Below are 12627 nucleotides of genomic sequence, written 5' to 3'. Positions count from 1 at the left end.
TTGAATAAGCGAATAACGTGCCAATATGTAAAATTAATGTTAAATTATTATTTTATGCACTTATACAGCAAGTTAGCTGTTATTTTCACCTGTGGTAGGATGTGCTTAAGAAATAAAGATTTACAATTTGTTCATTAATAGTTAACAATGTGAACACTGTTTTGTTCACTTACGAAATTATTTAATTGAACATTGTTACTAAGCCGGAGAGAGAATGTCCCATCTCAAAGAGAATGCAGCACAACATCTTTACATGGTTGAATCATCATGGGAACGTTGTAGAGAAGCAGGGCTTGAGCATAATAGTAAACCGATCATTGAAATTAATGATCGGGGAAGTTATGCAGATTCTATTGACAAGAATAGAGTTTTATTAGAAACAACAAAACAGAAAGTAATGCCATTTTATGAACATTTACTAGAAAATAGCGGTTGTTTAGTGCAATTAGCCGATTATGAAGGTCAAATTCTTAATTCTTGGGGAGAGCAGCATTTTTCTAACCAACCATTAGACGGCTTGTTTAATAAAGGCGCTTTTTGGAAAGAGGGTTTAGTCGGAACCAATGCGATTGGCACCGCTTTAGCTACGTCTTCTATAGTACAAATCCATTATGACGAGCATTTTTTATTGGCAAATCGTTTTATGACAGGGTCAGCAGCGCCTATCATTGATGCTAAAGGAGATACCTTAGGGGTCATTGATATATCGACAGACAAATACATCCCGCAAGCACATACTTTAGGTTTGGTTAAAATGATGTCGCAAGCCGTCGAGAATCAAATAATCATCTCTAATTTTCAAGCTAGCCATCTCCTCTTCTGGTTTAATACGAGTGCTGAAAATATAGACAGTCAGTGGTCTGCACTCTTAGTTTTGGATGATACAGGACGAGTAATTTCGTCGAATAAAAGAGCCAAGTTAGTCATGGGGGAGCCCTTGGTTGACCTAAATGTAGAGCAGCTATTTAATCAATCATTGCCAGTTCTTTTATCAAATAATCAACGAATTGCAAACAAAGTCATCAACAGTCAAGGAGTTAGGTTTTATGGGCAAATTGTGGTGCCTAACAAGTTATCACTAATTAAACCAACTGGACCATCCGATACCAAAATGGAGAAGACAGGGCCATTAACGGTTGAAAAAATAAATTCAGGAGACCCTTCAATTGCTCGCTCCTTGCGGCAGGTATCTAAAGTTATCGGTAAGAATATTCCCATATTAATCTACGGAGAAACAGGGGCAGGAAAAGAGGTATTTGTTAAGGCTATCCATCAATTAAGTGAGCGGGCTAAAGGCAATTTGGTTGCGGTGAATTGTGCCGCGATTCCTAAAGAATTGGTTGAATCTGAATTGTTTGGATATGAAAAAGGCGCATTCACTGGTGCTAACCCTAAGGGCTACATTGGACTGATACGAGAGGCGAATGAAGGGACATTATTCTTAGATGAATTAGGCGACATGCCCTTAAATATACAAACTCGGCTGTTACGAGTGCTACAAGAGAAAAAGGTAACGCCTGTTGGATCGACTAAAAGTTATGAGGTTGATTTCCAGCTCTTTTCCGCAACAAACGTAAATCTAAAGCAGCGAGTGTCACTCGGTGAATTTCGCCAGGATCTCTTTTATCGTATTTCTGGGTTAAATATTACGCTACCAGCCTTGAGAGACAGACAAGATAAAGAGCAGATTATTAATCACTTGGTCAATACACATAAAGAGTCAGATGAAAGAGTAGTGGTGACCAGTGATGTGATTGAATTGTTTAAGAATCATCCATGGCCTGGAAATGTTCGGCAGATGGAATCGGTTATTCAGATAGCATTGGCTATGTCTGAAGAAGGGGAGATCAAAGCTGAACACCTACCCGATGACTTTTTTGAAGATATGATTCACGACGAAGAGTGTCAAACACTGGGAACGGCGAACGATGCTGATGGAGTGGAGTGGTATGACATCTATCAAAAATTTAAAGGTAATATTTCGGAAACGGCCAAAGCGCTTGGCGTTAGCCGAAATACCATCTATAAACGATTAAGGGAAAAGGGCATTAAATAACCCTAGTCGATAATAATATGAGGCAGATAACGAGACAGGTCTTGAGTGATCAATGATGAGTCTTCACGAATTGAGATACCAGCAGGTTGATCGTTGATTAACCAGCTACCAATTAACGTATAGTTATTACCAAATTTAGGGAGGGGGTGAAAGGCTTGAATGATCGACCCCTCTTCTCCATATGGCCCGTCAACTTTATAAGTCTCCTTGCCGTCTCTAAATAGCTGAATGTTTGACCCTTCACGCGAGAATAGGGGCTTGACCACATAATCTTTTAGAACACTGGCAGCTGGGTCACCACTAAAAAATGCGGGTAGCAAATTAGGGTGATTAGGAAACATTTTCCACAAGGTAGGCAGTAGAGCTTTGTTGGAGATGACCGCTTTCCACATAGGCTCTAGCCAGTTAACATTGGCCGTAGAGAGATGTTGACCAAACTCTTCATCAAACATGAATTCCCAAGGATAGAGCTTAAACATCCAACGAATGATTTTGTCATCGGTATCGGTAAACTCTCCCTCTTTAGTGACGCCTATGTCCTCAATATGAACAAACGCAGTGGTTAAACCGGCCTCTTTGGCACAGTCTTCCATATATTGAACGGTACCGCGATCTTCTTCCGTGTCATGACAGCAGGCAAAATGTAAGGTTTGACCTGGTTGAAGCTGTTGCAGCTCTTTAAAGCGATTCATCATCAGTTCTTGCAATAGATTGAACTGATCAGAGTCACGCCTAAGATCACCACTTTTCACTTTGTCTTCTAACCAAAGCCATTGCCAGAAGCCAGTTTCAAACACCGATGTAGGAGTATCAGCGTTGTTCTCGTAAAACTTTGCTGGTCCACTGCCATCATAAGCAAGATCGAGTCGCGAGTAGAGAGAGGGCTCTCGACGCTTCCACGAGTCAGCAATACCTTGCCAATGCGCTTCAGGGATCTGAAAACGGCGTAACCACTCTTCGTCACAAACCACTTTATCCACAACATCAAGGCACATCTCATGGATCTCTTGTGTCGGGTCTTCAAGGTCTTTTTCAATCTGCTCGAGGGTGAATTGGTAGTAAGCCGACTCATCCCAATAGGGTTCACCATACATGGTGTGAAAGCCAAAGCCGAACTCAGCAGCACGACGCTGCCAATGTTCTCTAGGTTTACTTTCAATTCTGAGCATTAACCGCCCCAGCTTTTAGTTGAACTGCTTCCCCAGCTGGATTTTGCTGCCGCTTTTGATCCAAAGCCGCCACGAGACATGGTTCGAGAAACCGTTGGTTTAGGTTGCATGTCACTCTTAGACATGAAGGTTTTGCTTTTGCTGTAGCTACGGCCATAGTTTTTACCGTCTGAAGCGACCCAGCTGTTGTAATAAGGGCTACGACGATTCGATGAGGTAAAAAGAGGTTGGGAGTAGTAGTTACGATTACCATGGATAATATTTGAAAACATATATCCAGCCATCATCGGCATAAACCAACTACCTTGACGACTCTGTGCACAGTTTTCGTAACCGAATTCAGATGCACAATCTTGTGCGGAGCTGTATTTTGGAGCGGTACGTTCAGCTTCTCGTACTGCGTCTTCATAAGCAGCACTACACTCTGAAGCATATTCAGAGTTATCACTGATACAATCATTGACGCTGGCGTACATCGTGCTTGGAGTTACCTCTTCACCACAACCGACTAATGCAGTTGACGCTACGGCAACAGTACCGAAGGAGACATATCTCCAATTTGCTTTGCGCATGCGAGAGCAGACGACATTTTGACTACGTTTCATCTCAACTCCTAGTAGGTCATGCAAGCGGCATTGAGAATACCAATAGCGATAGACATAGAGCCCATAACTACCGCTGCAGGGATTTCATTATTAATAATACGCTCTACCAATTTCGGCATGAAACCAAAGCGAACAATAGCGAAAGCAATAACTTGTGCGACTAAGGCAACAACACCCCATAGAGCGAAGTCTAAAATACCGACTGAGTTGGTTGCTGCACTCGCTATGGCAAGGCTATAACCAATGAAAGCGCCCGACATAGTAATGGCTGCAGCGACATTTTTTTCCTCTTTGACCAGAGCCCATTCATCGTAAGGTGTTATACGAAGATAGACGAATTTGAACAGCATCAAAAAAATGATAGATAGGCCAAAGTAGAGTGCAAATGAACCGAGACCAGAGAGAGAAGCGATAAGTTGTGACATAAAAAATTCCTTGTAATAAATAGTCGGGGTTAACCGACAACTTTGAAGTCTGTGGCAGATAAATTAACACCGGTGCTATAGACCACACAGTGATCGGCTCGGTTATCAATGATGGACTCTTCTGCAGAGATGAGAACTGACTCGAAAAGGTCGCTGTCAGCTTCACGTTCATACACCATCACAAATTGATCTGTGGTGGTGATGTTGCCATTGCTGTCCCAGGTTTGCTCCGTCATACCAACGGGTTTAACATTATCCCATACCTTATTAAATAGGTAACCTTCCAGTTGAATATTGGGCTTAACGACTTCATTTTGTAACCAATTATTCCACTGTGTAGTGGTGTCAATCGGTTTGGTTTCGTAGTAATACCAAAGCTTCACCTCTTGGATATCCGCATCAGTTCGGCCCTGCTGTAAAATTTGAATATAGCCATCATCATCAGTGTAGTAACGAATTAAGCGAGACTGCTCATCTAGGTTAACAACACCCACAGCACTAATAAGCTGAGTACGTGACGCGTTACTGATGATCAAGTTAGGTTCAATGATTTTAAATTTAAGATCATCAAGCTCAATCGCACCACCAAGACGTAGGCCCAAGACTTCTGGCGGTTTCGGCTGCGCTTTGGCAGGCTCCGCATCAAGTTTGTTTTTTAACCAATTAAACATAAACTAGCTCCACTTAAAATCATCGATACGTTCATCGGCAATATAGAATATCTGACCACCAGGAGCGATCACCGCATCAAGAGCTGGATTGAGTTCCATTCCTTGGCCATTATTAATAGCAATCAGCGTGGCGTCATGGTTTGCTTTGAACGACTCAAAGATGGATCCGACCGTAATAGCAGCAGATGTTGAAGGGTAGACCACTTTATACTGTGTCATCCCTTTGTTCGAACTGAGTAGCTCGTGGTGTAACTCACTCGATCCTGGGTCAACTGCGGCTTTGGTGAGCATTTCAACAGAGACAGAGGGAATACACTCAGCATTGGGACAGTGCTGTTTTAACAAGTCACTTAAGACTTCATCATTAAAATAGGCAAGAAGGTGAGCATTCGGGTTTTGACTGCTGCAGAAGAGGGCACTAGAAAGTGTTAAATCATCTTTAGGGTTATCAATGATGATGCAATTTGCAGTAGCCACTGATGCTTTGGCCATATCCGTACTGTCGGTATAGCTTCGTACTTTAACGAAGTCGATCAAATCTGGATAAGGGTTTTCAATGTCTGAAATAACACACAGTACAATGCGTCGACGGTTTTTCTCTTCGTGCAGTAGCATCTCAAGGAGGGAGAGGGTGCGTTGTTCATTCCAGCCTAATACAAGTATATGTCCGTTCACTGTTAAGCTCCGTTTGCCTTGGAGGCCGCTTTTCCAATAATTAATGGCAATTGCTGCTAATCGACCAATGGTAATGGCAAATAGTCCCAAACCACCGGGTATAACGAATAGCGATACAATCCACTTTCCAGCCGCACTGGTTGGAGACATATCGCCATAACCAACCGTCGATGCGGTAACAAGCAAATAGTAGACAAAGTCGGTGAAACTTGAAGTCATTGCTGACTCTTTTGCTGCAAATAAAAGTAACCAGCTAATAGCAACGTAACCCGCTACAACAAGTAGCAGGTTACGTCCGGTTAATTGATTAAATTGCGCAGCAGCCCATCGGCGTAATAATAACCAGACTGGCATAGATTCCCTGCTATTTAAATGTAATGACTATAACCAATAAATTACTTACCTAGAATACGAGCAAGTTCATCTTCTGCAGATGATTTTCCACCAGCAGTAATACCAGCGTCAGCCAACTTCTTATCTAAACTGCTACCAGAGTTCTGCTCATCAAGTTCTTGAGCGGCAGAAAATTGAGCAGAACGCTCAGCTTGACGCTTTTTAATGCGTTCAAGAGACTCGGCAGCCGTTGTCATTTTGGCATTGGCACCCACGTTAGTGGTTGACACAGCCGCTTGCGCTTTCTGCACGGCTTCATTGGCTTTGATCACATCAATTTGTTGCTCAAGCTGACGCAATTTGTCTTTTGCTTGGCTAATGTTAGTGCGCATGCTCTGCTCAGACTGAGTGAACTGCTGAAGGTAGAGGTTCTCAGCTTCCTGTTCAGTACGTAGTGTTCCGACTTTGGTTGCACACTCTAGAGCCAACTCTTGTTGACCTTTCTCCATTGCATTACGTGCATGGGATTCGTACTCAGCAACACTGCTCTCAAAATCAGCCACTTTTGTTTCTGACATTTTACGCTTAGCAATCATCGCAACTAATGCTTCATCTGAACGGCGAAGTTCACTTTTAGCTTCACGAATTTCTTGGTCTAAGATTCGTAGAGCTTGGTTATCAGCAACAGATTCTGCCGCTTCTGTCGCGCCACCTTTAACGGCAGTAAATAGTTTTTTCCAAACGCTCATGGGTAATCCTTATAAATACTCTTGGTATAATTCAACAAATGCTTCAACGTTACGGAATAACGTTGCGACTTCAATAACAACGCTCTCTTCTTTTGATTGGGAAGAGAGTGAACCAAATGCCACGTAATAGCTCTCTTCATTGAACATGTTCAGTCCAATAGTGGATAGCGGGAACATCTGGTGTGAACGTAATATGGTGTCGTTCAAACCTGCAACATCAGTAACTGCTGCTTGTGAGAATAGAATAACTTCTACTAAAATTTGCTCTCCAGCAATGGCCAGAAAGGCCTCAATGCCATCTTCATTTCTAATTACTAGCGATTGCTCTAATTGCTCAACGCTCCAGCCTTCATGGCTAGTAAGTAGAGGGGTAAGATCATTAAGTTGTAATGTCATCGTCATTCCTATTGTGTGTTTGAAACTTGTATTGATAGGACAAGTTTCTGTATGAAATGTTCAAAGTTACAAAAACTAAATGTACACCTTTGTACTCCGCTCGTCATATTTATTATATGGGGCTAAATATTTAAATTTAAATGTAAAACCACTAAATATTTAGATAAATTAAATGAACTAAATGGGCAATTACAGTAATCTGGCTACTAAATAACGCCAATCACTGATGGATACTATTATGATTCGACTCATTGTGCCCCTACTCATTATTACTTTCTTACCATTTTTTGGTATTGCGAATGCGGAAACGTCATCAACAGCCCCACAAAACGATAGTATCGCTACCATTACCCAAAAGCCTTTAGTGGAGCGCTACATATTAGATGAATTGAAATCTGTTCGACATGATCTTCAAGATCTCGAGCGTAGATTGGTGGTGGAAATCACGGACAGAGAGTTAGAGCTTGCAGATAAATCACTGGGTTATGCGAGCCTGACAGTTAACTACTTTTTCTACATAATTGCAGGATTTGCCTCATTAATGGCGGTTGTTGGTTGGCAATCACTGAAAGAGATTCGAACGAGTACCACAAAAATGGCTGAGCAGCAGTTGCAAAACATTTCTAAGCAGTATGAAGATAAATTTAAAGCACTAGAGCGCGATCTGAAAAAGAAAACTCGTGTCATTAGTGACAATAACAAACAGATTGAAATTATCAATGAAATTCATAATTTATGGATTCGTGCACAAGGTTCGCAGACGGCTGAGCAGAGAATGGCTGTTTATGATGAGATCTTAAAGATAAGACCTGGAGATTTAGAAGCACTAACACATAAAGCTGATGCTGCCATGGAGATTAAAGAGTACCACTGGGCACTTAGTCTGTGTAACCGTGTGCTTAAAGTGGATGACACCAATGCTCATGCTTTTTATCAACGAGCCTGTGCGTACGCTTGTTTAGGCCTTGAAAGTCAGGCAATTGATGACCTTGAATTGGCACTCTCAAACAGCGGCTCATTTCGTGAGTTGGTGGCAGAAGAGGCAGACTTTGAAAACTTGAAAGGGCATCAAAGATTTGAGGATATTATTGCATCATTAGAATTGCAACGTAATTAAGGGACGAGCTTTAGGTTTAGTATCCCATTCGATACTAAACCAACTCTTTATTGAGGTGAGTTAAGCAAAGCGCTGTTCAAGGTAAGTGATAATATCTTTTGATTCATACATCCAAGTTACCTGATCGTTCTCTTCAATTCGTAGACAAGGAACTTTTCGTACGCCGCCTTCTTTGATTAACTCATCTTCCCACTTCTGTTCTTTTTTAAGGTCTCTGGTTTCTAATGGCAGCGAAAGTCGCTTAGCACTGCGTCTGACTTTCACACAAAATGGGCAGCTATTAAATTGATACAGTTTTAGGGATTCAGCTTGTTGGTTAACGTTAGCTTGTTGTTCATCTGAGCGTTTGATGCCTCTTGGAGAGAACAGTGCGTTAAAAAATAGGATAAGTGCACCAAGGATAATTCGAATCAGTTTCATTGTTGTAGTCCTAACATCAAAAAAAGAGCGTAGAAAATAACATAAAATCCATATAGATCTAGTTAATTTAACAAAAAAGCCCTTAACACACGCTTATCTCGAAAGATAAATAGCAATTAAGGGCTTTTGGAATAGTCAATATTACTTAACGTAACAGGCAAATCCTTTCAGGTAGAAACCTTCAGGGTAAGCGGTATCAATAGGGTGGTCTGCAGCTTGCTCAAATCGTTCTACAAACTGCACAGTACGATTTGCATCTAAGGCAGCATCAGCAATTATTTTCTGGAAAAGAGGTTGATCCATCAAGCCAGAGCAAGAGTAGGTAAGCAGCGTGCCGCCAGGGTTTAAGATTTGCATGGCTAACATGTTGATGTCTTTATAACCACGACAAGCACCATTTAATTGGGATTTTGACTCAGCAAACTTAGGCGGATCCATGATGATAACATCAAAGGTGGTGCCGTTTTCACGGTACTCACGAAGTAATTTGAATACATCAGCATTTAAAAACTCAGCGCGTTCAGCATCAAAACCATTGATCTCAACGTTGGCTTTGGCGGTATCAAGGGCTAATTGAGAGACATCAGCGTTGATGACCTTTTTAGCACCACCTTTTAATGCATATAACCCAAAACCGCCTGTGTAAGAGAAGCAGTTTAATACTTTTTTATCTTTTACATATTTAACAGAGCGTTCGCGGCTATCACGCTGGTCGAGGTAAAATCCTGTTTTATGACCTTTGACAATATCAACGCTGATTTTAACGCCATTCTCTTCAATCACAACAGACTCAGGTGGCTCTTCACCATGAAGGACGCCAGTGCGTTGTTTCAATCCCTCTTTCTTACGCACAGAGACATCTGAACGCTCATAGATGTTGCACTCTGGGTAACATACTTTTAATGCTTCAACTAGATTGTCTCTTTGCGCTTCTGCACCTGCACTGAGTAACTGACAAACTAGGAAGTTCTGATATCTATCAATGGTAATCCCAGGTAGACCATCAGACTCAGCCGCAATCAATCGGTATCCAGTCAGGCCATCACGTACAGCCAATGTGTCTCTGAGTGCTTGAGCTTGCTGAAGACGTTTAACAAAGAAATCACTGTTAATTTGCTCATTTTTATCGAATGTCCAGACACGTACTCGAATCTGCGATTGTGGTGAAAACGCGCCACGAGCAAGCCATTTGCCTTTATTGTCAAAAACTTCAACCGTTTCACCCAGTTCAGGTTTGCCTTCGATTTTTTCGATACCGCGAGAGAAGATCCAAGGGTGACGACGAATTAAGGCTTTATCGCGACCTTTTACAAGATGAATAGCAATGGACATAGAAGTTGCTCTGAATAGGGAGTGGAGGCGTATTCTCAAGCAAGTAGTGCGGAATTGCAAATAAACTCTGTGAACTGGGGCTCACAGAGTATCGATATGATTATAAACATTTTGCCGGTTTAGGAAGCCCAGCTAGTTTGGTGGCCTGTTTTGCAGGGCCTTTACGGAAAAGTTTGAACAGATACTTACTGTTTCCTTTCTCTGGGCCATGTTTCTTTTCAATGGCTTTCACTAARATGCGAATCGCTGGAGAGCTATTAAATTCAAGATAGAAATTACGAACAAAGTGAATGATTTCAAGATGAGCCTCGGTCAACGCTATTCCTTCTTCATCAGCAAGTAACGGGATCATATCCTCTTCCCAAGCGTGTACGTCTTTTAGATAACCTTGGGCGTCGGTTTCAATCTCTTTACCATTAAATACAAGCATAGTTCTCATCGTTAACCAGTGACTAAAACCGAATGATAACGTGTCAATTGGGAATTTGCTATGACAGAAGAGGGATAAAAAAAGGCCTGCTCGAAGGCAGGCCATTTAACAATGAGTCATTTAGCCATTAATCATCGCGCATAATGCCAAGAATGCTTAGCAAGCTGATGAAGATGTTATAGATAGAGACATAAAGTGTTACTGTCGCTGAGATATAACTTGTTTCACCACCGCGAACAATTGACTGAGTAGTCAGAAGAATTGCACCGGTTGAAAACAGAATAAACATTGAGCTCAATGCAAGCTGTAGTAAAGGCATCTGAAGGAATAAGTTTGCAACTACACCCACTAGAAGAACGACAAAACCAGCTAGCATCATGCCGTTAAGGAATGATAGATCACGCTTAGTAGTCAGTGCGTACGCAGACGCTGACATAAACGCAAGGGCTGTACCACCCAGAGCAGTAACGATAATATCACCCATTCCAGCGCCCAAATACATATTTAGGATTGGACCTAAAGTGTATCCAAGGAAACCAGTGAATAGGAAGGTATACATAATGCCTGAGCTATTATTACGGTTCTTCTCAACCATAAAGATCAAACCATAAAAACCAACAATGGTGATTAGGAATCCAGGGTGCGGCAGGTTAAACGCCATAGCTAAGCCAGCAATAACTGCAGACCAAACTAAGGTCATTGATAGTAAAAAGTAAGTATTACGCAAAACCTTATTGGTTTGAATAGCACTTTCTTGTGATGTTGACTGACTAAACATTTGGTTGTTCATATGTTTCCTTAAAGTACTGACTTTGTATGTTGCAATAATTATATAGACAGATATGGTGGCGAAAGTTCAAAAAAACAAGAGCCGCCTGTCATTTAGTTATACTGTTATGACGCTCAACTAATATTACGATTTTAGTTTACTTTATTACTATAAAACAATAATAACCATTTTGTAACTAACTGTGACAGTGAGTATCATTTTTGTTAACGACAGAGTTCAACCACTGTTGTTAAGCGTCGATGAGGTTCAGTAACAAATGGATTATTATTGTCCCATGCGTAACCCGCTAAAATAGAGCAAATCATCTGCTTTATCTTCGGATTAGCATTTTGGTGCAAGACCACATCTTGAAATTCACCACTGTACCAACCTTCAACGTAACAGCGGAATGCGTCCACTCCCCGCATTAATTCATCAGTATAGTCTCTGTTCCAATCGACCTGTTGCCCCGAAAATTGTGCGACCAATAGTTCCGAAGCGATCTCGGCAGATTTCATCGCAATCGTCACGCCGGATGAAAACACAGGGTCAAGGAATTCTCCCGCATTACCAAGTAGAGCGAATTTGTCACTGCATAGACTTGTTACATTCGCCGAGTAACCCATAATATCGCCCCCTGGGTTGGGGTAGACAGCTTGGGCTAATATGTGATTAAGGTTCATCTCTTCTGAAGCGATCTGTTTAAGCGCTTCAATCGTGTCATCAGGATACTGTTTAAAAAAGTCAGGCTCACCCACAACACCTAATGAACATGTTCCATTACTAAACGGAATAAGCCAGAACCACACTTGACGATTGGTTGGATGGATAGAGATGAGTATCTTATCGCGGTCAAAGTGATCAGCGGTAATGTTGTCTTCTATATGAGTGAAAATGGCCTTTCTTGGTGGGAGGGTTGAAGGTTGCTCTAAATTAAGTAATCGAGGTAATACACGACCAAAACCGCTAGCATCAAGGACAAAATCAGCCTCAAGTTGATAGGGTTGTTGATCATTGCCTTCAATGGTCAGCAGAGGGCGGTTTTCAAGGTCAATAGCGGTGACATTATGCTGATAACGGATCTCAACACCTTGTTCAGCTGCTTGATCGGCCAGCACTTTATCAAAATCGGCTCTCTGTACTTGAAATGTAGTCCCTGCACCAGGCGTAAATTTGTTGGTGAAATCAAAGGATGAAAATTGCCCATCAAAATGGAAGGCGGCGCCATTTTTAAATTGAAATTCTGCCTCTTCAACCGCGACAACCATATTGGCTTTCTTAATCACTTCCATGCAAGCTGGCAGTAAACTTTCGCCAATTGAAAAGCGAGGGAAAGTGCTCTTTTCAACAACTACAACGTTGATATTGTGCTGATGAAGCAGGGCTGCGGCGATTGCACCTGATGGACCCGCTCCAATAATAGCGACTTGAGTAGACTGTTTAGTTAACAAGGCTAATCCTTAACCGTTATAAACGAATG

The 12627-nt window shown here is 41.7% G+C and carries 14 protein-coding genes; 2 read left to right on the top strand and 12 right to left on the bottom strand.

All coding sequences use genetic code 11. From position 1 onward, the window contains the following. The first annotated feature begins 214 nt into the window (after positions 1–214). A complete protein-coding gene (locus tag L4C32_RS02310) occupies positions 215–2056 on the top strand; it encodes a sigma-54-dependent Fis family transcriptional regulator (RefSeq protein ID WP_428195238.1) in 1842 nt (613 codons plus the stop codon). Between the two features lie 2 nt (positions 2057–2058). Here L4C32_RS02310 and L4C32_RS02305 read toward each other — a convergent pair whose 3' ends face one another. Genes L4C32_RS02305 through L4C32_RS02275 form a run of 7 tightly spaced genes read right to left on the bottom strand, consistent with a single transcriptional unit; the run spans position 2059 to position 7079 of the window. Continuing rightward, the gene (locus tag L4C32_RS02305; RefSeq protein WP_428195237.1) at positions 2059–3225 is read right to left on the bottom strand and encodes a glutathionylspermidine synthase family protein; all 1167 of its coding nucleotides are present in this window, start codon (positions 3223–3225) and stop codon (positions 2059–2061) included. Further along, the gene (locus tag L4C32_RS02300) at positions 3225–3830 is read right to left on the bottom strand and encodes a DUF1190 domain-containing protein (protein ID WP_428195236.1); all 606 of its coding nucleotides are present in this window, start codon (positions 3828–3830) and stop codon (positions 3225–3227) included. Before L4C32_RS02300 ends, L4C32_RS02305 begins: the two co-directional genes overlap by 1 nt. A gap of 8 nt (positions 3831–3838) precedes the next feature. Continuing rightward, positions 3839–4255 carry a DUF350 domain-containing protein gene (locus L4C32_RS02295; protein WP_428195235.1) on the bottom strand — a complete coding sequence of 139 codons (417 nt, stop codon included), beginning with the start codon at positions 4253–4255 and terminating at the stop codon, positions 3839–3841. Between the two features lie 29 nt (positions 4256–4284). Then, the gene (locus L4C32_RS02290) at positions 4285–4926 is read right to left on the bottom strand and encodes a YjfK family protein (protein ID WP_428195234.1); all 642 of its coding nucleotides are present in this window, start codon (positions 4924–4926) and stop codon (positions 4285–4287) included. 3 nt (positions 4927–4929) lie between these two features. After that, positions 4930–5955 carry a potassium channel family protein gene (locus tag L4C32_RS02285; RefSeq protein ID WP_428195233.1) on the bottom strand — a complete coding sequence of 342 codons (1026 nt, stop codon included), beginning with the start codon at positions 5953–5955 and terminating at the stop codon, positions 4930–4932. A gap of 41 nt (positions 5956–5996) precedes the next feature. After that, entirely contained in the window at positions 5997–6683 is a 687-nt protein-coding gene (locus L4C32_RS02280; protein ID WP_428195232.1) for a PspA/IM30 family protein, read from the bottom strand. 9 nt (positions 6684–6692) lie between these two features. Continuing rightward, positions 6693–7079: a DUF2170 family protein gene (locus L4C32_RS02275; RefSeq protein WP_428195231.1), complete on the bottom strand. Its 387-nt coding sequence runs from the start codon at positions 7077–7079 to the stop codon at positions 6693–6695. Positions 7080–7320: 241 nt separating this feature from the next. On the opposite strand from L4C32_RS02275, the gene L4C32_RS02270 reads away from it, so the two are divergent. Then, positions 7321–8196 carry a tetratricopeptide repeat protein gene (locus L4C32_RS02270; RefSeq protein ID WP_428195292.1) on the top strand — a complete coding sequence of 292 codons (876 nt, stop codon included), beginning with the start codon at positions 7321–7323 and terminating at the stop codon, positions 8194–8196. Positions 8197–8256: 60 nt separating this feature from the next. Here L4C32_RS02270 and L4C32_RS02265 read toward each other — a convergent pair whose 3' ends face one another. From L4C32_RS02265 to L4C32_RS02245, 5 genes are all read right to left on the bottom strand, one after another. Further along, a complete protein-coding gene (locus L4C32_RS02265) occupies positions 8257–8616 on the bottom strand; it encodes a glutaredoxin family protein (RefSeq protein WP_428195230.1) in 360 nt (119 codons plus the stop codon). A gap of 141 nt (positions 8617–8757) precedes the next feature. Further along, positions 8758–9948, bottom strand: coding sequence for a class I SAM-dependent methyltransferase (locus L4C32_RS02260; RefSeq protein ID WP_428195229.1), 1191 nt, complete (start codon positions 9946–9948; stop codon positions 8758–8760). Positions 9949–10048: 100 nt separating this feature from the next. Next, a complete protein-coding gene (locus L4C32_RS02255) occupies positions 10049–10378 on the bottom strand; it encodes a TusE/DsrC/DsvC family sulfur relay protein (RefSeq protein ID WP_428195228.1) in 330 nt (109 codons plus the stop codon). A gap of 127 nt (positions 10379–10505) precedes the next feature. Further along, a complete protein-coding gene (locus L4C32_RS02250; RefSeq protein WP_428195227.1) occupies positions 10506–11168 on the bottom strand; it encodes a Bax inhibitor-1/YccA family protein in 663 nt (220 codons plus the stop codon). A 203-nt stretch (positions 11169–11371) separates the two neighbouring features. Further along, positions 11372–12598, bottom strand: coding sequence for an NAD(P)/FAD-dependent oxidoreductase (locus tag L4C32_RS02245; RefSeq protein ID WP_428195226.1), 1227 nt, complete (start codon positions 12596–12598; stop codon positions 11372–11374). Positions 12599–12627 lie beyond the last annotated feature (29 nt).

This window comes from Aliivibrio kagoshimensis (assembly GCF_050337105.1).
Taxonomy (GTDB): domain Bacteria; phylum Pseudomonadota; class Gammaproteobacteria; order Enterobacterales; family Vibrionaceae; genus Aliivibrio_A; species Aliivibrio_A kagoshimensis.
This window is presented reverse-complemented; position numbering and strand designations above follow the sequence as displayed.